21 protein-coding genes and 1 pseudogene are annotated in these 26,111 nt (G+C 49.4%); 13 read left to right on the forward strand and 9 right to left on the reverse strand.

The annotated features are described in order from the left end of the window. Positions 1-85 precede the first annotated feature (85 nt). Together AAH450_RS03585 and AAH450_RS03590 are read left to right on the forward strand one after the other, a co-directional pair. On the forward strand, positions 86-424 hold the full coding sequence (locus tag AAH450_RS03585) for an EthD domain-containing protein (protein WP_342908945.1): 339 nt from the start codon (positions 86-88) through the stop codon (positions 422-424). Between the two features lie 593 nt (positions 425-1,017). Continuing rightward, positions 1,018-2,025 (forward strand): annotated as a pseudogene (locus AAH450_RS03590) (hypothetical protein); the annotation flags it as partial. Between the two features lie 16 nt (positions 2,026-2,041). On the opposite strand, the gene AAH450_RS03595 reads toward AAH450_RS03590, so the two are convergent. Then, positions 2,042-3,153, reverse strand: a protein-coding gene (locus AAH450_RS03595; RefSeq protein ID WP_342908946.1) for an IS3 family transposase whose coding sequence is annotated in 2 segments (ribosomal slippage) — positions 2,042-2,892 and positions 2,892-3,153 — 1,113 coding nt in all. Because the reading frame shifts where the segments join, the coding sequence is not laid out codon by codon here. A 465-nt stretch (positions 3,154-3,618) separates the two neighbouring features. Here AAH450_RS03595 and AAH450_RS03600 point away from each other — a divergent pair. The 3 genes from AAH450_RS03600 (at position 3,619) to AAH450_RS03610 (ending at position 10,436) form a co-directional block, all read left to right on the forward strand. Next, entirely contained in the window at positions 3,619-7,689 is a 4,071-nt protein-coding gene (locus AAH450_RS03600; RefSeq protein ID WP_342908947.1) for an NACHT domain-containing protein, read from the forward strand. 12 nt (positions 7,690-7,701) lie between these two features. Further along, complete coding sequence (locus AAH450_RS03605) at positions 7,702-9,312, forward strand: LA2681 family HEPN domain-containing protein (RefSeq protein WP_342908948.1); 1,611 nt, start codon at positions 7,702-7,704, stop codon at positions 9,310-9,312. 293 nt (positions 9,313-9,605) lie between these two features. Beyond that, positions 9,606-10,436, forward strand: coding sequence for a hypothetical protein (locus AAH450_RS03610; RefSeq protein ID WP_342908949.1), 831 nt, complete (start codon positions 9,606-9,608; stop codon positions 10,434-10,436). Between the two features lie 128 nt (positions 10,437-10,564). Here the strand turns inward: AAH450_RS03610 and AAH450_RS03615 are convergent, their stop codons facing one another. The 3 genes from AAH450_RS03615 to ychF form a co-directional block, all read right to left on the reverse strand. Beyond that, complete coding sequence (locus AAH450_RS03615; protein ID WP_342908950.1) at positions 10,565-10,849, reverse strand: TIR domain-containing protein; 285 nt, start codon at positions 10,847-10,849, stop codon at positions 10,565-10,567. A gap of 57 nt (positions 10,850-10,906) precedes the next feature. Further along, positions 10,907-12,082 (reverse strand): tyrosine-type recombinase/integrase, encoded by a 1,176-nt coding sequence (locus AAH450_RS03620; protein ID WP_342908951.1) that lies wholly within the window; start codon positions 12,080-12,082, stop codon positions 10,907-10,909. 214 nt (positions 12,083-12,296) lie between these two features. Next, positions 12,297-13,388 carry a redox-regulated ATPase YchF gene (gene ychF / locus AAH450_RS03625; protein ID WP_342908952.1) on the reverse strand — a complete coding sequence of 364 codons (1,092 nt, stop codon included), beginning with the start codon at positions 13,386-13,388 and terminating at the stop codon, positions 12,297-12,299. Between the two features lie 351 nt (positions 13,389-13,739). On the opposite strand from ychF, the gene AAH450_RS03630 reads away from it, so the two are divergent. Together AAH450_RS03630 and AAH450_RS03635 are read left to right on the forward strand one after the other, a co-directional pair. Further along, complete coding sequence (locus tag AAH450_RS03630) at positions 13,740-15,221, forward strand: SulP family inorganic anion transporter (RefSeq protein WP_342908953.1); 1,482 nt, start codon at positions 13,740-13,742, stop codon at positions 15,219-15,221. 139 nt (positions 15,222-15,360) lie between these two features. Next, complete coding sequence (locus AAH450_RS03635) at positions 15,361-16,014, forward strand: EAL domain-containing protein (protein ID WP_342908954.1); 654 nt, start codon at positions 15,361-15,363, stop codon at positions 16,012-16,014. A gap of 143 nt (positions 16,015-16,157) precedes the next feature. On the opposite strand, the gene pth is transcribed toward AAH450_RS03635, so the two are convergent. Further along, the gene (pth, locus tag AAH450_RS03640) at positions 16,158-16,748 is read right to left on the reverse strand and encodes an aminoacyl-tRNA hydrolase (protein WP_342908955.1); all 591 of its coding nucleotides are present in this window, start codon (positions 16,746-16,748) and stop codon (positions 16,158-16,160) included. 260 nt (positions 16,749-17,008) lie between these two features. Here pth and ychH point away from each other — a divergent pair, with 260 nt between their 5' ends. Further along, positions 17,009-17,290, forward strand: coding sequence for a stress-induced protein YchH (ychH, locus tag AAH450_RS03645; protein ID WP_342908956.1), 282 nt, complete (start codon positions 17,009-17,011; stop codon positions 17,288-17,290). 84 nt (positions 17,291-17,374) lie between these two features. Here the strand turns inward: ychH and AAH450_RS03650 are convergent, their stop codons facing one another. The 4 genes from AAH450_RS03650 to lolB form a co-directional block, all read right to left on the reverse strand. Next, the gene (locus AAH450_RS03650; RefSeq protein WP_342908957.1) at positions 17,375-18,562 is read right to left on the reverse strand and encodes a GGDEF domain-containing protein; all 1,188 of its coding nucleotides are present in this window, start codon (positions 18,560-18,562) and stop codon (positions 17,375-17,377) included. A gap of 243 nt (positions 18,563-18,805) precedes the next feature. After that, complete coding sequence (gene prs, locus AAH450_RS03655; protein ID WP_124232585.1) at positions 18,806-19,753, reverse strand: ribose-phosphate diphosphokinase; 948 nt, start codon at positions 19,751-19,753, stop codon at positions 18,806-18,808. Between the two features lie 134 nt (positions 19,754-19,887). Continuing rightward, a complete protein-coding gene (gene ispE, locus AAH450_RS03660; RefSeq protein WP_342908958.1) occupies positions 19,888-20,781 on the reverse strand; it encodes a 4-(cytidine 5'-diphospho)-2-C-methyl-D-erythritol kinase in 894 nt (297 codons plus the stop codon). Next, complete coding sequence (lolB, locus tag AAH450_RS03665) at positions 20,778-21,401, reverse strand: lipoprotein insertase outer membrane protein LolB (RefSeq protein WP_342908959.1); 624 nt, start codon at positions 21,399-21,401, stop codon at positions 20,778-20,780. Before lolB ends, ispE begins: the two co-directional genes overlap by 4 nt. 226 nt (positions 21,402-21,627) lie before the next feature. Here lolB and hemA point away from each other — a divergent pair, with 226 nt between their 5' ends. From hemA to sirB1, 5 genes are read left to right on the forward strand one after another with little or no spacing between them, the layout of a single operon-like run. Next, complete coding sequence (gene hemA, locus AAH450_RS03670; RefSeq protein WP_342909564.1) at positions 21,628-22,884, forward strand: glutamyl-tRNA reductase; 1,257 nt, start codon at positions 21,628-21,630, stop codon at positions 22,882-22,884. A gap of 36 nt (positions 22,885-22,920) precedes the next feature. After that, positions 22,921-24,003 (forward strand): peptide chain release factor 1, encoded by a 1,083-nt coding sequence (gene prfA / locus AAH450_RS03675; protein WP_318791371.1) that lies wholly within the window; start codon positions 22,921-22,923, stop codon positions 24,001-24,003. After that, the gene (gene prmC / locus AAH450_RS03680) at positions 24,003-24,833 is read left to right on the forward strand and encodes a peptide chain release factor N(5)-glutamine methyltransferase (protein WP_342908960.1); all 831 of its coding nucleotides are present in this window, start codon (positions 24,003-24,005) and stop codon (positions 24,831-24,833) included. The genes prfA and prmC overlap by 1 nt, the downstream gene beginning before the upstream one ends. A 15-nt stretch (positions 24,834-24,848) precedes the next feature. Then, the gene (locus AAH450_RS03685; protein WP_342908961.1) at positions 24,849-25,247 is read left to right on the forward strand and encodes a SirB2 family protein; all 399 of its coding nucleotides are present in this window, start codon (positions 24,849-24,851) and stop codon (positions 25,245-25,247) included. Further along, positions 25,244-26,053: an invasion regulator SirB1 gene (sirB1, locus tag AAH450_RS03690; RefSeq protein ID WP_342908962.1), complete on the forward strand. Its 810-nt coding sequence runs from the start codon at positions 25,244-25,246 to the stop codon at positions 26,051-26,053. Before AAH450_RS03685 ends, sirB1 begins: the two co-directional genes overlap by 4 nt. Positions 26,054-26,111 lie beyond the last annotated feature (58 nt).

The following is a 26,111-nucleotide window of genomic DNA, read 5'->3' on the forward strand; positions in this document are numbered from 1 at the left end:
GGACTTTCAATTATAGATTATCCAGACCAAAGTACATAGAGTCTGTGGGTAGCCGGACATCTGCCAGCCCAACAGGAGCAAAATCATGGTCAAATTAATTATTATGTTCAAGCGCGTTACAGGCATGACTCAGCAGGAATTCCGTGATTATCGGCGTGACGTGCATGCGCCGCTTCTGCTTGCCATTCCGGAAACAAGCCAATACATCCGTCGATTCGTTGTGTCGTACCCGATCGACATGCCCAATACGCCAGCCCCGGCTTATGACGTGCTGGTAGAAGGCTGGTTCGATAATCTGGATGATCTGGAGTCCTTCTACTCATCCGACAATTTCATGCAGAAGGTCGATCCGGACCACAAGAATTTCATCGACTTAACATCGGTGGTGCGGTTCGTTTCGGAAGAGATCGTGGTGATTGCATAATCGGACGGGTGAGGGAAGGGGAATGACGTGCGCTCTACGCGCTTTCAGTCTGGTTGCTGGAATGGTTTACAATGCGTTATCCGGATTGAATTCTCATGCCGCTTGAAAGAAAAAATCCACGCAATTGCGTGGATTTAATAAGTTTTTCCAGTCTCTGTGAGATTTTCTGCAACCTCATAAGACAGCGGAAGTTGTTTAGACGTTAAACCGTGATTTTGCTGTTATTGAATTGATATTTAATGTTTTTATTTTTTTATGTTATTTATATACTCATGTTTGCACTCACTTTAGCTGATGCTATCAACTGAGGCTAGTTATCACAGCTACAGCCAATTCTTGTTCACCCGGATTGTGTGGTACGGCTTTTTCTTTATCAATGAATAGATTCGATGGGATTGTCGAGTATTCAATAAGTGGAAGTGTAGTTGTAAGCACTTTCACAGGAATATATCTTATTTGACAGAGCGATTTTTGCTGGTAACGGGCATTTCGAACGCCATTGATACGTCAATCGATGGAGAGCCCGGCTAGAGTCCTTTCAATGACCAGCAGGCAAAGATTTCTGATAATTTTAGCCAAAGAAGGGGGATGTAATGTCAGAGATTAATCCAAAGAATGCTGCACCTATTTTCCCCCAAGATCGGGAAGAGCTGTATCACTTGGTCTGGCGCGAACCTGCGGAGCGTATAGCTGCCCTGTATGGCATTAGTACTAGTACTGATTTACTGGCGAAACAATGCAGTGAAATGCGTATACCTAGGCCGCTTGCGGGTTACTGGAAAGCGCTGGCGAAAGGGGTTGCACCTGCAATCCCCGAGCTACCAGCTATGAAAAAGGATAAGGTGGTAAAGGCGCTTGTGAATAGCAACCCACCAGTGCAACCTTCCACCATTGCGTTACCGAAACCAGTACTTTCCGTAACCCGAAAGCAAGCTCCTGTTACAGGGAATGGCTATGGATTAATAAATGATCTCAAAACGTATCTGCCGGTCTCCTCGGTTACAGAAGATGGCTATTACAAGCCTACGAAAAAGAAATTACTGGATCTCAACGTTTCTGATACGGGATTTGATAGTGCGATAGAGTTCCTGAGTAGATTCTTTGATGCCCTGGGAAATAAGGGATACCGAGTTACGTTGGATGTGCCCGGAGAAAGGCTACATCGTGCGGATATCGATATTAAGGAAGATTCGAAAGAGGGTGGGCATCGCTGGGGTAATCTATGGCGGCCTTATACTCCAAGTATTATTTGTATTGGGGATATGTACTTTGCATTTAATCTTGCTGAAATGACGGAGTATGTTCCAGCGAAAAAAGTCAAGAATCGCTATGTACGTGACGAACAGATGGGGAAGTGGGTACGGGGAAGAAATAGTGAACCTTTTCTTCACGTATAGAAACATACCTTGCCCACTGGACGATTTCTGTTGCAGCTTTACTCACCTTATACTTCCGCAAAATGGTTACTTCAGTTCCGGCAGACAAAACAATGTGGATTAATTAGTCAGATCCCTAAGATGATTTCGGCAATGCAACAGGCTGTTCCGTTAATTTTAAAGCAACTAGAAAAGGCCAGAATTGAAGCTGAGGAGTGGCGCATTTGTAAGTATCCCAGCTTTAGTTCCACACACTTTTTGAGAGTTCCGGTTTTTCAGCCATCAGCCGGTATTCTTCCGGCGTCAGGTTGCTCAGGGATTCATGAGGCCGCTCGCTGTTATATTCCGTCAGCCAGCGCTCTGTAATTTCCCGTGCTTCATTCAGTGTTCTGAACAGGTAAAAATCCAGGATTTCTGTCCGGTCTGTCCGGTTAAAACGTTCGATAAACGCGTTCTGTGTTGGCTTATCCGGCTTGATAAATTCAAGCTGCACGCCATGTTCTTCGGCCCATTGTGCCAGCGCCAGTGAGACCAGTTCCGGCCCATTGTCCATCCGCATCTTCAGCGGGTAGCCGCGGTTTACCACGATCCTGTCCAGCACCCGGACGACTCGCTGAGCCGGGATATTAAGGTCGATTTCTATCGCCAGCGCTTCACGGTTAAAATCATCCACCACATTGAAGGTCCGGAAGCGTCTGCCGCAGACCAGCGCATCGTGCATAAAATCGATGGACCAGCTCTGGTTTAACGCTTGCGGCGTCGCCAGTGGTGCTGGAATACGCACGGGCAGCCGCTGTTTTCCCTTACGACGAAAATTCAGTTTCAGCAGGCAGTAAATCCGGTGAACGCGTTTATGGTTCAAGATATTGGCCTGCCTGCGAAGCAGCTGAAACAGCTTCTTAAAGCCGTAGCGCGGATAGCGTTCTGCCAGCTCAGTCAGCGCATGGATCACCGGTTCATCACGCCGGGTATCGGGCTGATAAAAATACACCGTCCTGCTCAGCGATAATGTCCTGCACGCCTGGCGGATGCTCATGGCAAATTGTGCCGCCAGATAGCTGACGAGCTCCCGCTTTATCGCTGTCTTTAAAGCTTTTTTTCGATGACGTCTTTCAGTGCCCGGCATTCAAGGCTGAGATCAGCAAACATCTGTTTGAGGCGTCGGTTTTCATCCTCCAAGTCTTTCATCTTTTTAATATCGGAGGCTTCCATACCTCCATACTTTGCTTTCCAGTTGTAGTACGAAGCCTCTGATATTCCCGCTTCGCGGCAGACATCTTTGACGGTGCGTCCGGCTTCGACGGATTTCAGAACGGCAATGATCTGGTGTTCGGTGAATCGGGCTTTACGCATGGCGATCTCCTCAGAGGACATAAACAGTATGTCGGAAGATCTCTAAAAGTGAATGGTTCGGTTAAGCGGGGTACTTACAAGTCGACTTACCATTTCCGTTAGATCCAGAAATAATATTGATTTGTGTAGGTTGAAGGATATATCAATGTGGCAAGGGAGTCTGATGCGAATTGGTGAAGGCCACTTTCCTAAAATTTGCGAATGATAAATAAGTCACCGGTATCATATTTCCTTGTTCGGTAGGTAGTTGTTGTATCAGGGCAGCATAATACAGCACTCGACGTCCTGGCAGCCAGTTCTGCTCACTATGAGTCTGTCATGTAACCCAAAACGTGACATCATAGCAACCATGGTAGGTTAGATGGTTCACTGTATCGGCTGAAAGTCTATGGTAAAATTGGATTAAAAACTGCCATGCAGATTTAGATTTGGTAGAACAAAAATTGATACTCAGGAGCCTATAGAATGCTAAACAGGCAAGTCAGGCAAATCTATCCTCAACAGGATAAAGATACCCAAACGATGGTATTTAGTGATTATTCTCACTTTCCGAACATTGTTCTGCTTGGTGATCCTGGTGCTGGAAAAACGCACCTCTTCAAACAGTTTGCGGCATTACAAAAGGCAAAATATCTGACAGTACGTCACTTCTTAAGTGGCGTACCGATTGATAATCAGAAAACGCTATTCATCGATGCGTTAGATGAGAAGAGGAGTGCCAGTAACAGTAGTGATGTTGTAGATGACATCGTCCGTAGGCTTTTTTCCCAAACGCCACAAAATGTCAGAATTTCTTGTCGCTCTCAGGATTGGTTAGGCGAATCAGACTTGTCAGCATTTTTACCCTATTTTGAGCAGACGGGAGGCTATGTTGTTTTACATTTGCAGTCGCTCTCAAAAGAAGAGCAGACTGCGATTCTACAAGCTAATGGTGTAGAACACCCCGAAGCGTTTCTGGCTGAAGCAGAAAAACATGCCGCCAGCGAATTTCTTTACAACCCACAAAATCTGCTAATGCTGGCTGAAGCCGTTAAAGAAGGAAATTGGCCCCGTACAAGGTCTGAACTTTTCCACTCTGCAACACAATTCCTTTTAACTGAACATAGCCAAGAGCATATGCGGCTAACTTCAGGAATTTATACCTGCGACGAATTAGAGTATCCTGCTGGATCAATTTGCGCGTTGCGCATATTGAGTGATGTTTCCGGGGTTTCTCTGCTTCCGAACGATATCCGACCAGAATACCCCAGTTACAGAACCATCTCGTTCTTCTCACATAAAATAATTAGAGCGGCGTTATCGAGGCGGGTTTTTTCTGCCGGAGATGAGCTTGAGACTGTTGAGTACAGCCACAGGACAATTGCTGAGTATTTAGCGGCAAAATGGTTAGCCGGGATCGTTAACAAAGGGCTACCCATGGGACGTTTGAGAAGTATGCTGGGATTTGAGGGGTATCCGTCTTCAGAATTGAGAGGTTTACACGCATGGCTAGCGGTCTTTTTACCGCAATACGCCCAGGTATTCATTGAAGCTGATCCTTACGGCGTTCTGACCTATGGCGATGCAGCTTCATTACCGATAGCGGAAAAACAAAATCTACTGGTGGCACTGTCAAAACTTTCAGAACGTGATCCCTGGTTTAGAAATCACGGTCTCCATTCATATCTGAATGGCTTCGCGACAGTAGAAATGGAAACTCTTTTGCGAAAGATAGTGCGCGATCCTCATTCGTCATTTTCTCTGAGAATGATCGTTTTGGAATCCTTATCGGTAACAACACCGATAGTCGCATTGAGTGATGATTTAATTAATATTGCCAAATCGGAGGATTCCTCGTATGCGGAAAAAGAGGAAGCAATAACAGCATTAATCCATCTTGGAGTGTCTGGCCAGAAATTTTCGGTACGTTTTTTTGCGGGATTAAAAGACAAAAATCACGATAGCATCCGGTTGCGTAACCATATTATTCAGTTGCTCTATCAAGATTACTTTGTACCGCAGGATATAGCACAATTGCTGGTCGATACATTAAATATAACCAGTGAGAAATTACCGATAGGCGCATTATGGCGATTGAATGATATTGTACCGACAGCTGATCTTCTCGCCATCTTTGAGTATCTTGAACGGTACCATAGCGATCACAGTAAAGATTGGGATTCCTCACCTAAGAATCAATATGAAATTGTGTATTTTCTCGAAGCTGGCTTATCGCGCATATTGAGTGAGGATAGTAATTATAGTGCGGATCAGATATGGTTGTGCTTAAAAACGCTCTATAGCTACTCCCATAATCACCACTATCGCAGTTATGATAATGTGCAGAAATCTATCGTTCATGAGATAAAAAATCGTAGCTGGCAATATGAAGATATTATAGACGCCGCCATTCTCTCATTTACACGCCATGATACCCGATACTTGTTCTTACATGAATTTACTGAAAGCACCTTTCATCATGTCCCTGATGAGCTTTTGCTGGCTCGTTTTATCCACTATTTATCCCATGCTGAAGCTGGTTCAGATAAAACTGAATGTATTTATCGACTGACATTTGCTGTCCTTTACCGATGTGCCAAGCCTTCCCAAGAGACGTTTGAATTTCTTTCAGCATACTGCCATTTAAATGTAAAGTTGACTACTGTGTTTGAGACCTCCATCGTCTGCGAGATTGACGATTGGCGAGTAAAACATAATCTTAGACAAATAGCGTATGAGAAAGAACGAAACGCGGCGCGTTATGAAGACAGGCACAGTTTCGAGTTATGTCGTCAGGAAATTGTGTCGGGCCAACATTTGGAGTGGCTCAAACATATTTCCTATATTTACTATTCGAAATACAGCGATGTTGATGACAAATTGACGCCAGTGCAACGCTGTGCAGACATATTAGGTGCCGAAAACGTCACTGATGCAATATCCGGTCTTTTAGCGATTTTAAATCGTTCAGATCTGCCCACACTTGATGAGTTGAATTGTGCTTTGCTGAAGAGGGAGTATTACGGATGGTGGTATGCAGTACTGGCAGGAAGCGATGAGTTGTTTAAAAAACATCCTGATGTTACACAATGGAACGAAGGTTTATTAACAACGTTATTGACTCTGGATGTTATATTAGCACTTTTCACCAAAGACAATAATGTTGTAAGTGATTATTCATTACCGTGGAAAAGGGATGTGATACTTAAAAAAACAGCATTTTTCATCAAAACATATTATCGCATTATCAATTTCTGCATTAATAATCAGTTGCAAGATATTCGTGCACTTAACTATCTGTTAAATGATACCTGCATTCCCATCGACTATGCCGTTCCTTTAGTTATGAGACTAGCTAAAGAGCACCCTGATGATGTTCTCCACTTACAAAACCTAGTGGGGTGGTTGTTAGCGCATCCTGAGAGTCACGCAGAGTTGTTGCAGTTATCTGAGTTGATGGTAGCGCAACCCTCAAAACTCAAAAATCCAAGTTATCAAATTTGGCTGGTATGTACTTATTTATTCGTTCCAGACCAGTGCCAGGATCTATTTTTATCTGAATCAAAATCCGCGCCGGAAATGATAGCGCTCATTCGTCAACTATCAGGTAAGGCGAAAAGAGGCCGTGGAAGTAGTGAGCAGCGTTTATCACTAATACAATTGGAAGCGATAATCACTGTCTCTGTTACTCATTTTCCTAATGCAGATCGCGTTGCAAGAAACGACTCTAACTCAGCAAATAATTGGGAGTATGCTGATTTTATCAAAAGATTGATTGATGACGTTTCTTCTTTTTCCTCATACGATGCCGGTGAAGTATTTGAACGTTTATTATTACTGCCAGAATGTACAAGTTACCGGGATTATCTCTTGCACGCCCAAAGCAACCAGAAGGTGCGGTATCAGGAATCACAGTTTCAACACACTAACTGGAAGCAAGCGTTGAATACACTTAAAAATCAGACCCCAACTAATGTAATGGATCTCTATGCGTTATTGTTAGATCATTTGCGGGATATCGCTAACCGAGTTACTTATGAAAATACCGATATTTATAAACAGTTCTGGAATGAGAACGGCAATGGTCAAATTTTAGTGCCTAAGCCTGAAGAGAGCTGTCGGAATTTTTTTCTGGAGCTGCTTAGAGCACGACTCCATCCGTTACAAATAATCTGTGAGCCAGAAGGCCACATCGTTTCGAGTAAAAGGGCTGATATCATCATTTCACTTCCAGGAATAAAGATCCCCATTGAGATAAAGCGTGATTATCACCGGAACGTCTGGAGCGCACTTAACGAGCAACTTGACCAACTTTATACTACCAATCCCGATGCCGCAGGCTACGGCATCTATCTGGTCTTCTGGTTTGGTGCTTCTCGACCAAACGCTATCCCTCGCCCGGAGAAAGACACGCCACCCCCATTAAACGCCACGACAATGGAGGACATTCTCAATGAAGCTGTGCCAATGGTTAAGCGAAACCGCCTGTCTGCGATAGTAATTGACGTATCAGGTGAGGCTAATTCGACTATTGAAACGCAAAAATCATCTATGTAAGGAAAGTGAATCATGATTACAAAAGAACTTGTAGATGAAAGTCTCAATATTCACCGACTGGTTGATTGTGGTGATTTTGACCTGGCATACCAGCAATCCGTTGTATTCCTGGAAAAACTGGGAAAAATAACGGTCAAAGGTGAAAATTATTTTATAGTGCTGGGGAATGTGGCTGGCGGTCTTGTTGATATTGGGCAAATGAGCAACCATAAAAATGCAGCAGAGCTTGGTTTTAAGCTGATGGATGATAACAAGGAAGCATTAGCGCATGTACAAGGAGAGAGCCATTTTTATTATAATTATGGTAATGCCTTGTCTAATAAGATAAGTGTTGATAATCCTCACGACCACACATTCCAGTCAATAGAAGAACTTGTTTCGTTAAAAAACATCTACTGGCGAGCCTTTAGATTCTCCTCACAAGAGAGCGAAGAGTTTCAGGCGGAACTGTCCGTAAATCTGGCCAATTCGCTAAGAAGCCAATTTAGGCTGAGTGAGGCACTGAGATATTATGATCTCACTAATCGCAAGGGATTAGATATACCACAGTCTTGGGTTAATCGTTCTGCCGCGCTCATTGAGCTAAACCTTATTTCATCTTCATACTCCATTAAGCAATTGAAGGAGATACGAAAAGGTTATATTAATGGATCTGTTTCCAAAAAAATTCCTCCACAATGGGAATCATTTTATCTTGGTCGTATAGCACAAACGAACGTTAAAATAGAAAAATGTGTATCAGCATACGGCGAAACGGACGAGCATGATGACATGCTCACGCAACAGGAATTTGACGCATTGAGTGCTTACAGGCAATTCTGCCTAATAAATTATCTGACGCTGTCCGAGCACGGTCTTTATTGCCCCTGTGTGGGGAGTGCCACCGATAACCTTGTCATCTCTTCTTCTGGTGTAACCGGTGATTTTATTATTCCAATGGAGATGGCATTAAACCGATTTAAATCGGAGTTTTCACTTGCCCGCCATCTCTATTTTGAATACCTTTATCCTCAGGATACGGATGAAATTAAAGAGGAATGCCATTTTTTGGAGTTACATAATGACGAGATCTTAGGCATTGATATTGAGAAGATCAGAACGGCCTTTCGTCTCTGTTTTGGTATTCTCGATAAGATTGCGGTATGTATCTGTGAACTTCACAAAGTTTATCCACCTGCAAAAAAGGGCGGGTTACAGAAAAATATCTATTTCCAAAGCTTCTGGCAGTTAGACGTTGATAACAGAAGACAACGATTTGAAGATATAAAGTCACCTGGACTTTTAGCATTGTACAGCATTGCTACTGACCTGAATAAAAATAAAGGTGGTGAATTGGCTTTTTATAAAGAGTGGCGCAATGGTTTAGAACATAAATTTTTGGTGGTACACAAAAGTGATAAAGCAGAAGATCTTTACCAGTCTTATAAATTGATTAAAGATATTCTTTTTATCAAAGAGGATGAGTTTATTCACCATTTCGGTCAGTTGATTCAGATAACCCGTTCAGCAATATTTTCATTTGCTTTTATGGTTAGACATGAAGGTAAGAGACATAAAAAAGAGAATATTTCGTATATTACCAATGAACTGCATATGAAAAAGTATTTTTCAGAACCTAAGTAAAAGGCAGCAAGCAAAGCGGTATGTAAGCTTCCCTGCAAAACTACTAGAGAGTCTTTGGCACTCCAGAGTCCGCTTCTGGCACGCAACGGACAGGCTACGTGGTCATTGGGTCTGCTTTGAGCGAGGTGCGGAACTTGGCAATTATTTTCACAGCTGATAAAGGTATTATTAACATCACGTATGTATTAATCAACGGGGAGCAGGCCAGAGGTGAAGGACAGTAAAAATATGTAAAACCTTTATTTTTCTTAGTGGAAAGATGAAAGCATAGGGCCCAAAATACGGAGAGATATATGAACGTATCAATGCCTTGGAGTTTAGCTGGACGCCTTTTAAAGTGGATATGGGGCAAAATTACTCGGTTATGGTTACTAAAGACCTATCAAAAATCTCACGAGTACAAAGCTAGTCGCCTTCGGTTAGGAGCGCGTTGGGAACCACTTGGTGAGCACCTGGAGTACTCGTTGCGGCTTTCTAGTCCTGCCGATCATGAAACGGTAAAATCCTGTATAGCTTTTCGGGCAAAAGAAATTCTGGTAGAGAATGTTAAACTTTATTTTGAAGCGTCTGGACACGGTATTCGTTACCAGCAAAGAATTGAGTTGGTAAATCTGGACCAATCTGTCCTGATTGTTTACTTAGATCAAATTCCTCGGCAGGAGCTTGTGGAGGCTTCTGAGCACGGTATATTCTTTTCAATTACCGAAACGCAGTTCCTTCAATGCATCATTACGTTAGCCGGGGGACAACAACAGCAACCCTTTGATTCAATAAGGTCCCACCTAACATATAACTGGTTGCTTAATGACAAATGGGTGCGACGTTGGGGAGAGTTATGGAACTGTAATGCCATTGAGCATGCGAAAACCGAAATGAAGTCTTACTGGCGTTGGCGATTGGGAGAATTTAAACATTTTTCCCTTTACAGTGCCGGGCTCGGGTCTTATCCCTGGAATGGAATATTACGCAAAAGCCTGTGCAAGCTTTTGATCAACAATCATATTATTACAGTACAGTTCTGGCTGGCGGTACATTCTGGGCGGTATGTTCTTGGAGATGGAAAACTGAAGCTTAACCAGCGACGAATTAGAAAAGTAAAGCCCAGCAAAGCTTCGAACCCTTGAGTTGAGTTACATTGTTCATTCCGAGTCCTAGGCGCTGGGGGACTGACAAAGGTATTACCGTGAATAATAGCCTTCACTGCAGAAACTGCCAGTCCTCCTGTAAGCACCTATGACGATTACATGGTGCTTCAACGCATCACTTTGTTCCAGTCGATTACATGACCAGCAGCCTCGAGTTCACGAGAAAGAGATTGCTTCCATCCATTATTATCATCCATTGGTTCCCAAACAGCACCGGCGAAATCACTGGGTATTTCTACTGCCCCTTTTTTAAGGGCGCAGACTTTATCCCGTCCAAGATGACCAATAAAAAAACCTAACTCCAGAAGCACATTTTGGCGTGCTCTGGGTTCAAGTGATCTGCTCCCCTTAAACGAATGCAGCATGATGTTAGGAACTTCCGCTCTTGGCACAAAAGTGGACCCTGAAGAATGAGTTCTATCCTCGTAGTTCACTAAGTGCAATAACTTCTACTCTGATCCTGCTACCCATTTGTCCAACATATCAGCCCATTCCTGCATCATCACTTTACGCTCATCAAGATAAGTTGCATGGTTGTATGTGCGACGAACATTGTTGGTATCAGCGTGTGCAAGTTGGGCCTCAATAGCATCAGGTCGATAGCCCATTTCGTTCAAACGTGTACTGCCTATGGTTCGGGTTGCATGTGGGCTATAAGTACCACTCCAGCCCAGGCTTTTCAGTAGCTGACGAAGAGAGTGCGATGTCATTGGACCTAGTGGATTATCCCTGCCCGGAAAAAGGTGCTGCCGATGCCCGGTTAATCCCTGTAGTGTTCTGAGCATTTTAACAGCTTGGGAGGGTAGGGGAATAACGTGTTCTCTGCGGGCTTTCATTCGCGCTGCCGGAATGGTCCATAGTGCATTATCAAGATCAAATTCGGCCCATTTTGCTTCAGTGACTTCGGCTGGGCGTGCCAGCGTCCACCACATTAGCCACATGCAATAGTTAACCTGGTATGAGCCGCGACTGTTGTCAAAACAGCTCAAAAGCTTCCCGATTTGCTGTGGATTCAATGCCTGTTTGTGCTGATTTTTGTTTGCCGGAATCGCCTTACGTACGGGCCAGACAGGATCGCTATCTGCTCTGAGCGTCGCCACCGCCAGCTCAAAAACGGATGAAATGGTGCGGCGGGCTTCAGCGGCAACGGTCGGAGCGCCGCGCTTAGCCGTTTCCTGAAGAATTTTAAGAATGTGGAGCGGGGTGATTTCCCTGATAGGGAGTTTGCCAATGGCGGGGAAAACTACACGCTCAAGCATATCAAGTCGGCGTGTTTTGGTGATTTCGGCCCAGTCTTTCATCTGCAACCACTCTTTGGCGATTAGCTCAAAGGTGTTGGATGCGTCATTGACCTTGCGGATCTTATCCAACTGGCGAGCCTGTGTCGGGCTAACACCATCCGCGACTTGCTTACGCGCTTGCTCGCATTTCTCGCGAGCTTCGGCAAGTTTGACCGTCGGGTACTGACCCAGCGCAAACATGCTGGATTTACCGTTGAGTTTAAACCGATAGCGCCATGCCTTTTTACCATTGGGTTTCACTTCGAGGTAAAGACTGTTGAAATCATTGAGTCGATAGAGTTTTTCTTTCGGCTTGGCAGTGCGGCATTGCGTATCGGTGAGCATAACGGGGCCTTGTTTATTTATTATACCGTTATTGTACTCACTTAAAATGAAGATGGAAGAATGTTGTACTCATCCATGTACTCATTTCTGACAGCGTTGTTACGAGATGAGCTGAGACGTTATGAAAAGAAAAATCCACGCAAGAGCGTGGATTTTATAGGGTTTTCCAGTCTTCATGCGATTCGCTGAAATTGCATGAGACAACAAAAGCAAATTAGACGTTGAACAGGAAGTTCATCACGTCGCCATCTTTAACGACATAATCTTTACCTTCAGAGCGCATTTTGCCGGCTTCTTTCGCGCCTTGCTCGCCCTTGTAGGTGATGAAGTCTTCATAGCTGATGGTCTGGGCGCGAATAAAGCCTTTCTCGAAGTCGGTGTGGATTTTACCCGCTGCCTGCGGGGCAGTTGCGCCAACCGGAATGGTCCAGGCACGCACTTCTTTCACACCAGCGGTGAAGTAAGTTTGCAGGTTCAGCAGCGAGTAGCCTGCGCGGATAACGCGGTTCAGGCCTGGCTCTTCAATACCCAGCTCAGCCATAAACTCTTCGCGATCCGCATCTTCCAGCTCGGCAATATCGGATTCTACCGCAGCGCAGACTGGTACCACGATGGAACCCTCTTTGGCAGCGATCTCACGCACTGTCTCCAGGTAAGGATTGTTCTCGTAGCCATCTTCGTTCACGTTGGCGATATACATGGTTGGCTTCAGCGTCAGGAAGCTCAGGTAACGAATAGCCGCTTTCTCATCGTCACTCAGATCCAGCGAACGCAGCATTCCGGCCTCGGAGAGGTGCGGCAGGCACTTCTCCAGCGCAGCCTGTTCAGCTTTGGCATCTTTATCGCCGCCTTTGGCACGCTTCTGCACGCGCTGCAATGCACGTTCACAGGTATCCAGATCGGAAAGCGCCAGCTCGGTGTTGATAACCTCAATGTCGTCAGCCGGATCCACTTTATTATTCACGTGGATGATGTTGTCGTTTTCAAAACAGCGAACCACGTGGCCAATAGCTTCAGTTTCACGGATGTTGGTCAGGAACTGGTTACCCAGGCCTTCGCCTTTGGAGGCCCCTTTAACCAGGCCTGCAATATCCACGAACTCCATAGTGGTGGGCAGAATGCGCTGTGGTTTCACGATTTCCGCCAGCTTGTCCAGACGGGAATCAGGCATTGGCACCACGCCGGTATTAGGCTCAATGGTACAGAACGGGAAGTTAGCTGCTTCGATGCCCGCTTTGGTTAACGCATTGAACAGAGTCGATTTCCCGACGTTTGGCAGGCCCACAATACCGCATTTGAATCCCATGTTTGAATCACCTTAATTGCTTGATAATCAGGAAGAAGAGTCACTTCCCAACCGGTCTGAGTTGGTTGTTACTGACAGTTACCGCGCATTATACACGGAATTATGCTGCGATTGGCGCTGATTTCTGCGAGAGAAGGCAGGATTAAGGTTGAGATCTGCTTCACAATTCCCGATACTGACTTAACTTTACAGCTGACGGAGACCGCCGCAGATGCATCGCTTCCTGCTTACGCCGCCTTAAGACTCCTGCCAGCAACCTCTGTTGCGCCCCTCGTCTTTCTGACGAGTCTCTTTGCGCCCATTTTTAAGCGGTGCAGGATTTCACCTGTATAACGATAACTGGAAATATCTATGTTTAAACTGAGCAACCTCAGGGCTACCGACGTCAAAAACGACGTACTGGCTGGCGCTGTTGTCTCTGTGGCCCTGATCCCGGAAGCCACTGCCTTCTCTCTGCTGGCGGGACTCTCGCCCACTATTGGGCTGCATACGGCGTTTATGCTGGGTCTGGTCACCTCACTGTTTGGCGGCAAGCCAGGCATGATCTCCGGCGCGGCCGGTTCTATTGTGGTGGTGCTGGTCAGCTTAATTCAGACGCATGGCTATGAATACGTCCTGCTGGCAACGATTTTTGCCGGGCTGATCCAGCTGGCAATTGGCGTGCTGCGACTGGGTAAATTTATCCGTCTGGTGCCGCAACCGGCCATTTATGGCTTTGTTAACGGCCTGGCTATTGTTATTGCGCTGGCACAAATTCCGATGATCAAAAACCAGGGGCCGGTGATGTATGGGCTGGTAGCTCTGGCGATGCTGATTGTCTGGCTGTTCCCTAAATTAACCAAAGCGATCCCCGGCTCGCTGGCAGCACTGATTGCTATCAGCGCCATCGCTATCGGTTTTGGGCTGGATACCAAACGCGTGGGCGACCTGGCGGATATCTCCGGTACGCTGCCGATGTTCCACCTTCCCGCCGCGCCGTTAAGCTGGGAAACGCTGAAAGTCGTGCTGCCTTACTCGGTGATTATCGCGCTGGTGGGATTGATAGAATCCCTGCTAACGCTGGCGGTGCTCGATGAGATGGGCAGCAAGAAGGGCGATGGCAATAAAGAGTGTGTGGCGCAGGGGATTGGTAACACCATCTGTGGTTTCTTCGGCAGCTTTGCGGGCTGCGCGATGATTGGTCAGTCAATCATCAACTTTACCTCTGGCGGCAGAGGACGCATTTCGAATCTGGTTGGTGCCGTGCTGCTGATCCTGTTTGTGGTCAGCCTTTCCAAATATATCGCTTTGCTGCCGGTCGCAGCGCTGGCGGGCATTATGTTTGTGGTCTGCATCAACACCTTTGAATGGAGCTCCATCAGGCGGCTGAAGCGGATGCCGAAGCCGGACGCAGTTATCATGGTGGCCGTCACCATCGTCACTATCTATACCGATCTGGCGATGGCGGTGATATTTGGGGTGATCATTTCGGCATTAGTCTTTGCCTGGCAGCATGCACGGATCAGCATCCTTTCGCAGCAGGAAGAGGAAGGGGAGAAAACGATCCGTCTGGAAGGGCCATTGTTCTTTGGCTCTGCGGCCAGTTTCCAGGAGCTGTTTCACCCGGAGAATGACCCGCAAAATGTGGTGATCGACTTTGCCCGGACGCGAGTGATGGACTCCAGCGGCGTCGAGGCCATTGATAAGCTCACTGCCCGTTACCTGGCGGCTGAAAAAAGCGTGCGGTTACGCCACCTCAGTGAAGATTGCATCAGCCTGTTAAAGCAGGCCGGTCCGTTCTGTAGCCATGAACTGGATGACCCGGATTATAAAGTTGCTGCCGACAAGGGTTAATGCATAAAGCTGCCGTCAGTTTGGCCGATAGATATAAAAATCGTCGTATTGATTCGCATTTTTACAGAATGAACGGCTAAAGTTTATCTGTACGACGATTTTTACCCCTGACAGGACGCCCGCACCTTGGCAAGATGGCATGATACATAACTATAATTGCGTTCCTATTCATACAGTTAACGGCGAGCTTATTGCGCTGGATCTCACGCCGGGTGAACCAGAACGCACCGGCGAGAGATTGCAGTCAATAAAACAGGACCCGGAAGCGCATCTGCTCAATCAGCTTTTGACGATTGAGCATTACGCGGACTACTTTCAGCAGCACGGCCTGTTGTGCTGCCTGACGATCAATTTTCAGCTGGCGAAAGTGGTGACTCAGTCCACTTTTATTCAGCAAATTCTCAGCCATTTGCCCTTTGTTCGTCTGAAACTCTCCGAGGATTTCCCCAACCTTCACGATGGCCTTAATAACCCGCTGTTGCGCACGCTGATTGAACAGCTGAATATTCTGTGGCTGGATGATCTGGGAGCTGGCGACGCCAACCTCAACGCACTGCAATCAAAGATGTTCGAAGCGGTGAAGCTGGACCGCCAGTTTTTCCTGGATAACGTAGCCAAACCCTGGTTCAGCATTCTGATCGCCAATATCCGGCAGTACACCAACCGGGTTATTGTCGAAGGGGTGGGGAGTGAAATGCAGCTGAAGAAACTGGCCGACAGCAAAATCTGGGGCGTGCAGGGTTACTTTCTGCCGGTGCTGACGCTGAAAGAGCTGGAAGATCCTGGCCGATAACCGTTGCGCAGGCAGGGCAGGGAGTAGCCCGGTTTAACCTGGGCTAATACAGGGTAAATGTGGTGAATGTGTTGTCTGAAGTAATCAGGATAACATTTGTCTGTGGATCGCTATTTGGGCAGAAAGGTACTTCTCAGCCACGCTTAAACCTGACCCTTAAAGCTGTGCAGCCGGTTCATCGCTTTTAAACGGTCTTCTTTCAGCCAAACTTCCGTGCAGCGCGCGGCTTCATCAATGGCGCTGTCAATCAGCGTTTGTTCCGCTGCCTGAGGTTTACCCAGCACAAAGCCCACCACTTTATTGCGATCGCCAGGATGACCAATGCCGATGCGCAACCGATGGAAGTTAAGATTGTTCCCCAACCTGCTGATGATATCTTTCAGGCCGTTATGGCCGCCATGTCCGCCGCCCTGCTTAAATTTCGCCACGCCAGGCGGGAGATCCAGCTCATCGTGCGCCACGAGGATCTCTTCCGGTGCGATGCGATAAAAGGTCGCCATTGCGCCTACTGCTTTCCCGCTCAGATTCATAAACGTGGTCGGCACCAGTAACCTGACATCTTCGCCACCTATATTCAGCCGCGCGGTATAGCCATAAAATTTACTCTCTTCCTTTAATGCCTGATTGTGGCGCTGTGCCAGTAAATCAACGTACCAGGCACCTGCATTATGACGGGTGGCGGCGTATTCAGCGCCGGGATTAGCAAGGCCTACAATCAGTTTAATGCTGCTCACTTGTCTGTTTTCCTGAGGAGTGCGAAGGATCAGGCGCTAGTGTACTTTGCCGCGCCGAAGAACTCAAAATTGCAGATAATAATCTCTCTGAATAACAATAGTTCAGGTCGGTGATAATATGAATTCTATTAAAAAGCAGGGGCTTACGCGTAAAGTTTTGTCAAACTTTGTGCAGCAAATGTGATCTGACCCGCACCGCACTGTTCAGCTATTGCATAAACTTATGACATCTGAACAAGGCTGGTAACGGGAGAGCAACAATGAAACGTAAACATGCCAATCTGACCGGAAATGCACTGATGGTGCTGGGGCTGGTGGTAATGGTGGCGGGAGTGGGTTATTCCGTACTGAATCAGCTTCCTCAGCTCCAGTTACCGCAGTTTATGGTGCACGGCGCTATTTTCAGCATCTTTATTGGTGCACTGTTATGGCTGGTGGGCGCGAGCATGAGCGGGCGTGAAAAAGTGTGCGACCGTTACTACTGGGTTCGTCATTATGGCGATGAGCGATGCAGAAGATCGAACGGGAGCAGCCACCACTAATCTTAATGCCGCCGAACAACGCCTCTTTAATAAGAGGCGTTTTGCTTTTGAACGACAGTTACCTTTGTACAGCGAAACTCCAGCTCAGGGGCGGGTTGCGTTCAATGCTTCATCACTCTCCGGCTCGCCAGCCTCGGCCGGCTGAAAGCGTATCACCCGGTTCCGCCCCAGCGCTTTTGCCTGATACAGCGCTTCATCCGCAGCCACCATCAGCGGCGCAAGGGAATGAAAGCTCTCGTTACCGCTCGCTACGCCAATGCTCACGGTATAATGCACCCCTTCCGGCTGGGAGCATTCAACGGCATAGCGAATTTTTTCTGCACAAAGCACACCTTCCTCTTCGCTGAGCATAACAATGGCGGCAAATTCTTCCCCGCCCAGTCGGGCAAAGATGCTTCTGCCGGGTATCAGTTGCTTTACCTGTTCACAAAAATCAATTAATACCCGGTCGCCCTGATTGTGGCCAAACCGATCGTTAATGCTTTTGAAATAGTCGAGGTCGAACAGCATGATGGTCAGCGGCTGCGATGTTCTCTCACACTGACGACCCATCTTTTCGCCCAGTTCAAACAGCGCTCTGCGGTTCCAGATGCCGGTGAGAGGATCGAGCAGGGAGGCATTTTTATACTGGATCTGCGTTCGCTCGTTCACCATCGCCAGCATGGCGAAGGTCAGCCCAATCACCATCAGGATGGATTCCATAATCACGTACACCGAGAAGGTGGAGCCGCCAATCGCACCATGCAGCGGGCTGGTAATACCGCCGTCCATCACCCCTCTGACAACATGAAACAGCAGATGGATCCAGAGCAGTAGTTGCGCAGGCCAGTAGGTGACGGGGAGGGCAGCGCGTGAACGATGCAACTCCAGAATCATCCAGCCGGTATAAACCACGCAAAACACGCAGACGGCCAGAATACGGTAGCGCATGGAGTGATAAAACGTCGGAGAGAGGCAGAGCAGAACCCAGACCAACGGGCCGAGCGTCCAGAGCCATCCACAGGAGGCGCCCCGAAAAGAGCGGAAGGCCATCACCAGCAGGCTGTATGCCAGCATGACCAGCAGGTTCCCTACGGCAACGGGCAGGAATAAGTCTCCTTCGCTGCGCAGGCTGCTTAAAAATACCGCGACGATAGTGACGCTCAGCGACAGACACTGAAAGCCTAAGACGCGATTGTACTGCGACCCTTTCCAGGCGAATACCATAATGATGCAGAGGAAGAACAATACATAAAGCTCGCAAACGAAAAGAGTATAGACGTCGAGCGTCATGATAAGAATATTCCTGGAGGGTCGGTTCAGGCAAAATATCACTAATGATTACAAGCCAAAAGGGCTGGCAGGGTGCTTTGCGAAAATAAATAGTGCGGGGGTTATTTAAGTCAAATGGCGCAGTGGCAAAGGGGAGAAATAAAGGCTTGGGTTTTAAAGAGAGTTATCGACAGGCAAACCGGTGGCAGAGTGGAGAGCGGTAAAACTAAAAGCGGGACGGGCGAACCCGTCCCCCCATGGCTATCAATGCTCGAACATTGCAGAGATAGACTCTTCATTGCTGATGCGACGAATCGCTTCAGCCAGCATGCCTGACAGCGTCAGCGTACGGACGTTTGGCAGGGCTTTGATCTCTTCCGGCAGCGGAATGGTGTCGCAAACCACCACTTCGTCGATCACGGAATGGCGCAGGTTCTCTACGGCATTGCCAGAGAAAATCGGGTGAGTAGCGTAAGCGAATACACGCTTAGCACCACGCTCCTTCAGCGCCTCAGCGGCTTTGCACAGGGTACCACCAGTATCAATCATATCATCGACCAGCACGCAGTCACGGCCAGCAACATCACCGATGATATGCATCACCTGAGAGACGTTAGCACGTGGGCGGCGTTTATCGATAATCGCCATATCGGTGTCGTTCAACAGCTTAGCGATAGCGCGGGCGCGCACCACGCCGCCGATGTCCGGAGAGACCACAATCGGGTTCTCTAAACCAATCTGCAACATATCTTCCAGCAGGATTGGGCTACCAAATACGTTATCAACCGGGACGTCAAAGAAGCCCTGAATCTGTTCAGCATGCAGATCCACAGTCAGTACGCGATCGACACCTACGCTGGAAAGGAAGTCAGCAACCACTTTGGCCGTAATAGGTACACGAGCGGAACGTACGCGACGATCCTGACGGGCGTAGCCAAAATAGGGGATGACGGCAGTAATACGGCCAGCGGATGCACGGCGTAGGGCATCTACCATTACAACCAGTTCCATCAGGTTGTCATTGGTAGGGGCACAGGTGGACTGGATGATGAAAATATCACCACCGCGTACATTTTCGTTAATTTGTACGCTTACTTCGCCATCACTAAAACGACCGACGGCGGCATCGCCCAGGCTGGTGTAAAGGCGGTTGGCAATACGTTGTGCTAGTTCGGGTGTGGCGTTACCAGCAAAAAGCTTCATATCAGGCACGAGAAGAACCTCAGGCTTTGCGTCCAGAGAATGAACATCATCGTTAGCGGCACTGGGCGGAATACCGTAACGACTGTTTCATACGGGTATAGTCATCTACGTGCAACATCAGGAACGGGGCGATGCTGTCACGGTCACTCTAATAGCTCTGCAAGGCGGCGGTGCAGCGGCGAAACGTTAACGCCTCGCGCAACAAAGCTCTGCCACTCTTTCGGAGCCAGCTCAAACACCTTACGGGCAGCAGACTCAGTGTCGAATTCAGCAAACACACAAGCGCCGGTCCCGGTCAGGCGCGACGGCGCGTATTCTAGCAGCCAGGAAACAAGCTGTTCAACCTCGCGAAAACGTTTTCTTACTACTGGCTCACAATCATTGCGAAATTCAGTGCTTAATAACTCACTGATTTCACGAGCTGGAGTGTGCCGAATCAGCTCAGGATCGTTAAACACCGCCGGCGTGGAAATGTTAACGCCGGGATGAACAACAAGATACCATTTTTCTTCCGGCGACACCGGAGTCAATTTTTCACCCACCCCCTGCGCCAGGGCGGCAAAGCCCTCGACAAATACCGGTACATCCGCACCCAGCGCCAGTCCCCATGCGGCCAGCTCACGCAGGGAGAAGCCCGTTTGCCACTGGTGATTAAGCGCAACCAGCACGGTGGCAGCGTCTGACGAGCCGCCGCCCAGGCCGCCGCCCATGGGTAAGCGCTTCTCGATAGCCAGGGCTGCACCAGCATTACGCGGCAACGTGCCGCGAGCCTGGGCATGCTGGTGCAGGAGTTTTGCCGCGCGGACAATTAAATTTTCTTCTTCAGGCACACCCTCAACCGGCGTCAGCAGGCTGATTTTACCGCTGGCGTTGGTTTCAATATTCAGCGTGTCGCCATAATCAACAAACTGAAACAGCGTCTGCAAGTTGTGGTAGCCGTCAGAACGACGGCCGGTGATATAGAGAAATAAATTGAGTTTTGCCGGCGCAGGCCAGGCCTGGCGGCGGCTGACGGTCAGGGTCTTACCTTCACTCATTTAACGACCCAGCTGTCCATTTTCAGTTTGATACGCTGGTTGCCCTGTTTCAGTTCCAGATTTGAAGGCAGCGTAGGATTCTGTTTACTGTCGTAACCCTGATAAGTCACCTGCCACTGCTGTCCGTCACGGCTGTAGTTGACGGAACGCAGGCGGTACTGATCATCCAGCGCGTAATCGGTAGAGTCGCCCGGCAGGCCGACCATCCACTGGCGCAGGCTGTTAAGCGGGATATCCATACCGGTGAGCTGCGAAATCATCTTCTCGGCATCGTTGCTGGTATAGCGCTTACCTTTATTGTCCACTAACTGCACTACGCTGCCCTGTGCGTCCAGTTGCAGTTCGGTGCTGCCCAGTGGATTAGTCAGGATCAACCGATAGCGATCTGGCGCGGTCTGCTGCCAGTTAAAACGTGCATAGACTTTCTGGCTATCAGAAAGATAGGCAAAAGCGCCGCGGGTTTGATACTGAGTGATTTTTTCAACAGCCTGCTTGTGTTGCTGCCATTGGGGGGAGGTCAGGCTCTGCCCTGGGCCCTGGGGTTTATTGAGGGTACAGGCGGTCAGCAGCAGGCCGGCAAGCGGGAGAAGCCGCATCAGGCGGCGATTCTGCATAAACATTAGGGGTCAACTCCTCAGACTCCGAAAGGGCTTTCATGCCCAAAGTAACCGTTCAAGCTAACCAGCCAGAACGGCGGCGTCAATGCTCAATTTGTCTTATTTGATGCATAATAGCTATATCTTGTTACAGCGATCGGTGAACGATGGCTTTTCTTGATCTCGCGCATCTTGTAGAATGCGCCTAACAAAACCCTATCAACAGTGGGATAACCCCGACCTAATCACCATGACCCTGCTTGCACTCGGAATTAATCACAAAACAGCACCAGTGGCACTGCGTGAACGCGTGACGTTCTCGCCAGACACCCTGGATCAGGCCCTGAGCAGCCTGCTGGCCCAGCCTCTGGTCCAGGGCGGCGTCGTGTTGTCTACGTGTAACCGAACCGAGCTTTATCTTAGCGTGGAACAGCAGGAGAACCTGCAAGAAGAGCTGGTGAAGTGGCTGTGTGATTACCATCACCTCAGTGCCGAAGAGGTGCGTAAAAGCCTCTACTGGCACCACGATGATGAAGCGGTAAGCCACCTGATGCGCGTGGCAAGCGGGTTGGACTCGCTGGTGTTAGGGGAACCGCAAATCCTGGGACAGGTAAAAAAAGCCTTTGCGGATTCACACCGTGGGCAGCCCATCGCCAGCGAACTGGAGCGGATGTTCCAGAAATCCTTCTCGGTTGCCAAGCGCGTGCGCACGGAAACCGAGATCGGCGCCAGCGCCGTCTCTGTGGCCTTCGCGGCCTGTACGCTGGCACGACAAATCTTTGAATCTCTGGCCGATGTCACCGTACTGCTGGTTGGGGCCGGGGATACTATCGAACTGGCTGCGCGCCACCTGCGCGAGCACAGCGTCAAAAAATTGATTATCGCTAACCGTACCCGTGAACGTGCCCAGACGCTGGCCGATGAGGTGGGTGCGGAAGTGATTAGCCTGGCGGATATCGACGCCCGCCTGGCTGAAGCCGATATCATCATCAGTTCTACCGCCAGCCCGCTGCCGATTATCGGCAAGGGGATGATGGAACGCGCGCTGAAAAAGCGCCGTAACCAGCCGATGCTGCTGGTGGATATCGCCGTTCCCCGTGACGTAGAGCCGGAAGTGGGCAAGCTTGCCAACGCCTATCTCTATAGCGTGGACGACTTGCAGGCCATTATTGAAAGCAACATGGCGCAGCGTAAAGCCGCCGCCGTTGAGGCTGAAAGCATTGTTTTGCAGGAAAGCAGCGAATTTATGTCCTGGCTCCGTGCGCAAAGCGCGGTCGAGACCATTCGCGACTACCGCTCTCAGGCGGAGCAAATTCGTGCGGAACTGGAAGCGCGTGCCGCTCTGGCTCTGCAACAGGGCGCCGATCCGCTGGAAGTGATGCGCGACCTCGCCCATAAACTGACCAACAGATTGATCCACGCCCCGACCAAATCTCTTCAGCAGGCTGCCCGTGACGGGGATGATGAACGCCTGCAGATTTTACGCGACAGCCTTGGGCTGGATTAGCGTTTCGCCAAATGATTACAAGGTAAAACAAAACCAATGAAGCCTTCTATTGTCGCCAAACTGGAAGCCTTGCAGGAACGCCATGAAGAAGTTGAGGCGATGCTGGGTGATGCTGGCGTCATTGCCGATCAGGATCGTTTCCGTGCGCTCTCCCGTGAATATGCGCAGCTGACCGATGTCAGCCAGTGCTTTGGTAAATGGCAGCAGACTCAGGAAGATATCGCCGCGGCAGAAGAGATGCTGGACGACCCGGAAATGCGCGACATGGCGCAGGAAGAGCTGAAAGAGGCTCGTGCCGCCAGTGAAGCTCTGGAGCAGGAGTTGCAGGTTCTGCTGCTGCCGAAAGATCCGGATGATGAACGTAACTGCTATCTGGAAGTGCGTGCCGGCACCGGCGGAGATGAAGCGGCCATTTTTGCGGGTGATCTGTTCCGCATGTACAGCCGTTACGCAGAAATGCGCCGCTGGAAAGTGGAGATCATGAGCGCTAACGAAGGCGAACATGGCGGCTATAAAGAAGTGATTGCCAAAGTAATCGGTGAAGGTGCCTACGGTCGTCTGAAGTTTGAGTCAGGCGGCCATCGCGTGCAGCGCGTACCGGAAACCGAATCTCAGGGCAGGATCCACACCTCCGCCTGCACCGTCGCCGTGATGCCAGAGCTGCCTGAAGCAGAGATGCCGGAAATTAACGCTGGCGACCTGAAAATTGATACCTTCCGCTCATCGGGAGCGGGTGGTCAGCACGTCAACACCACCGACTCGGCAATCCGTATTACCCACTTGCCAACCGGAATTGTGGTGGAGTGCCAGGACGAGCGCTCACAGCATAAAAACAAAGCGAAGGCCTTAGCCGTGCTTGGTGCGCGTATCCGTGCTGCGGAAACGGCCAGGCAGCATCAGGAAGAGGCTTCCACAAGGCGTAACCTGCTGGGAACGGGCGACCGCTCTGACCGCAACCGCACCTATAACTACCCGCAGGGCCGTATTACCGATCACCGCATTAACCTGACGCTTTACCGGCTGGACGAAGCGATGCAGGGCAAGCTGGATATGCTGATTGAGCCAATTGTTCAGGAATATCAGGCGGATCAGCTGGCCGCGCTCTCTGGTCAGGAATAATGATTGTCCGCCAGTGGCTGCGGGCGGCCATTGCCCAACTGCCCGAAAGCGAAAGCCCGAAACGGGATGCCGAAATCCTGCTGAGTTATGTCACGGGCCGCTCCCGCAGCTGGATCATCGCTTTTGATGACCACGAGCTGGAGTCTGAGCAGCTTGGCCGCCTGGCTGAGCTGCTGGCTCGCCGGGCCAGGGGCGAGCCGATAGCTTATCTGACCGGTGAACGAGAGTTCTGGTCATTATCCCTCAGCGTTTCCCCTGATACGCTGATCCCCCGTCCCGATACCGAACTGTTGGTAGAGCAGGCGCTGGCCCATCTTCCGCAGCACGCTGTGGAGATCCTCGATCTGGGCACCGGCACCGGAGCCATTGCGTTAGCGCTTGCCAGCGAGCGGCCAGAGTGCCGGGTGACGGGTGTGGACCGCATTGCCGCCGCGATAACGCTGGCAGAAAGCAACGCGCGGCGGCTGGCGATCGACAATGTGCAGTTTCGCCTCAGTAACTGGTTCAGCGCCCTGTCAGGCGAACAATTCTCGCTGATTGCCAGTAATCCCCCCTATATCGACCAGGCCGACGAGCATCTCCGGCAGGGCGATGTGCGGTTTGAACCCGAGAGCGCGCTGGTGGCGAGTGATAACGGTCTGGCGGATATCAAATGGATTACGGAAAATGCCGGAGCACACCTGCTTCCCGGCGGCTGGCTGCTGTTTGAACATGGCTGGCAACAGGCGGAACAGGTGCGGACTATCCTGCGCGAAAACAAGTTTACCGCGATTGAAACCTGTCAGGATTATGGCGGCAACGATCGCGTGACGCTGGCGCAGAAACCGTAAACAAGGAAAAAGAGCATGGCTGAGTGGTACAGTTCCATTAAAACCCTTCATCTCATCACTGTTGCAGTCACGGTGGTGCTGTTCCTGACCCGATTTTACTGGCTACAGACCGGGTCGGCGATGTTGCACCAGCGGTGGGTGCGAATTTTGCCGCATCTCAATGACACACTGCTGCTGGTTTCCGGTATCCTGCTGGTTACAATAACCCACTTTTATCCTTTCAGCCCGCAAGGTGCGTGGCTGACTGAGAAGCTTTTTGGCGTTATTATCTATATCGTGCTCGGGGCGATTGCGCTCGGGCGCAGGCCACGCGCACAAAAAGTGCGCTGGATAGCATTTATCGTGGCGGTGGTCGCCCTGGTGCTAATCTGTCAACTGGCCACATCGAAAATGCCATTGTTGGGGAGTATATGACGTCGATAGCAAATGTTGATCTCACAGCTTTACCGCTGTGCGAGGCAGTGATAGCCGCTACGCAGGCTATCCGCCCCGATTTTTCTGCTGAAGACGTGAAAAAGCAGTTAGCGGTGCTGGTAGAAGAGGCCCGCTCAGTGATTCCACAGCAGTTGCCGCAGGAAACGCAGCTTGAAAAATTGATCGAGCTGTTCTGGAAGAAGTGGGGCTTTGGCGGCGCAAGCGGCGTTTATCGCCTTTCAGACACGCTGTGGCTGGATAACGTGCTCAGAACCCGTCAGGGCACCGCTGTTTCACTGGGTATCCTGTTCCTGCATATTGCCGAACAACTTTCCCTTCCGCTGATGCCCGTTATCTTTCCGACACAGCTGATCCTGCGCGCTGACTGGATTGACGAAGAGATGTGGCTTATCAATCCGTTTAATGGCGACACGCTTGATGAACACACGCTGGAAGTGTGGCTCAAGGGTAATATCGGGCCGGTAGCGGAGCTGTATGATGACGATTTGCAGGAAGCGGAACCTCAGCTGGTGCTGAACAAAATGCTGGATACGCTGAAATCAGCGCTGATGGAAGAGAAGCAGATGGAGCTGGCGCTACAGGTCAGCCAGGTGCTGGTGCAGATGGACCCGGAAGATCCCTATGAGATCCGCGACCGGGGGCTGATTTTCGCCCAGCTGGATTGTGAACATGTGGCGCTCAGCGATCTGACCTATTTCGTTGAACAGTGTCCGGAAGATCCGGTCAGCGAGATGATTAAATTGCAGATCCATTCCATTGAGCAAAAACAGTTTACGCTGCATTAATTTAATACGCTGTAGCATCCGGCAGGGCAGGCGAAAGGCCCCCTGCGGAAAGAGACTG

Origin of the sequence: Erwinia magellanica, from assembly GCF_039023495.1 — a bacterium.
In the GTDB taxonomy this organism is placed as follows: Bacteria; Pseudomonadota; Gammaproteobacteria; order Enterobacterales; family Enterobacteriaceae; genus Erwinia.

Bases quoted from the DNA above. Each gene is read 5' to 3' on its own strand.
- ychF (WP_342908952.1), bottom strand. From the start codon at position 13,388: ATGGGATTCAAATGCGGTATTGTGGGCCTGCCAAACGTCGGGAAATCG.
- AAH450_RS03610 (WP_342908949.1), top strand. From the start codon at position 9,606: ATGAACGTATCAATGCCTTGGAGTTTAGCTGGACGCCTTTTAAAGTGG.
- AAH450_RS03685 (WP_342908961.1), top strand. From the start codon at position 24,849: ATGGCTGAGTGGTACAGTTCCATTAAAACCCTTCATCTCATCACTGTT.
- AAH450_RS03635 (WP_342908954.1), top strand. From the start codon at position 15,361: ATGATACATAACTATAATTGCGTTCCTATTCATACAGTTAACGGCGAG.
- AAH450_RS03650 (WP_342908957.1), bottom strand. From the start codon at position 18,562: ATGACGCTCGACGTCTATACTCTTTTCGTTTGCGAGCTTTATGTATTG.
- prmC (WP_342908960.1), top strand. From the start codon at position 24,003: ATGATTGTCCGCCAGTGGCTGCGGGCGGCCATTGCCCAACTGCCCGAA.
- ychH (WP_342908956.1), top strand. From the start codon at position 17,009: ATGAAACGTAAACATGCCAATCTGACCGGAAATGCACTGATGGTGCTG.
- AAH450_RS03605 (WP_342908948.1), top strand. From the start codon at position 7,702: ATGATTACAAAAGAACTTGTAGATGAAAGTCTCAATATTCACCGACTG.
- AAH450_RS03620 (WP_342908951.1), bottom strand. From the start codon at position 12,082: ATGCTCACCGATACGCAATGCCGCACTGCCAAGCCGAAAGAAAAACTC.
- hemA (WP_342909564.1), top strand. From the start codon at position 21,628: ATGACCCTGCTTGCACTCGGAATTAATCACAAAACAGCACCAGTGGCA.
- lolB (WP_342908959.1), bottom strand. From the start codon at position 21,401: ATGTTTATGCAGAATCGCCGCCTGATGCGGCTTCTCCCGCTTGCCGGC.
- ispE (WP_342908958.1), bottom strand. From the start codon at position 20,781: ATGAGTGAAGGTAAGACCCTGACCGTCAGCCGCCGCCAGGCCTGGCCT.
- sirB1 (WP_342908962.1), top strand. From the start codon at position 25,244: ATGACGTCGATAGCAAATGTTGATCTCACAGCTTTACCGCTGTGCGAG.
- AAH450_RS03630 (WP_342908953.1), top strand. From the start codon at position 13,740: ATGTTTAAACTGAGCAACCTCAGGGCTACCGACGTCAAAAACGACGTA.
- AAH450_RS03600 (WP_342908947.1), top strand. From the start codon at position 3,619: ATGCTAAACAGGCAAGTCAGGCAAATCTATCCTCAACAGGATAAAGAT.
- prfA (WP_318791371.1), top strand. From the start codon at position 22,921: ATGAAGCCTTCTATTGTCGCCAAACTGGAAGCCTTGCAGGAACGCCAT.
- AAH450_RS03585 (WP_342908945.1), top strand. From the start codon at position 86: ATGGTCAAATTAATTATTATGTTCAAGCGCGTTACAGGCATGACTCAG.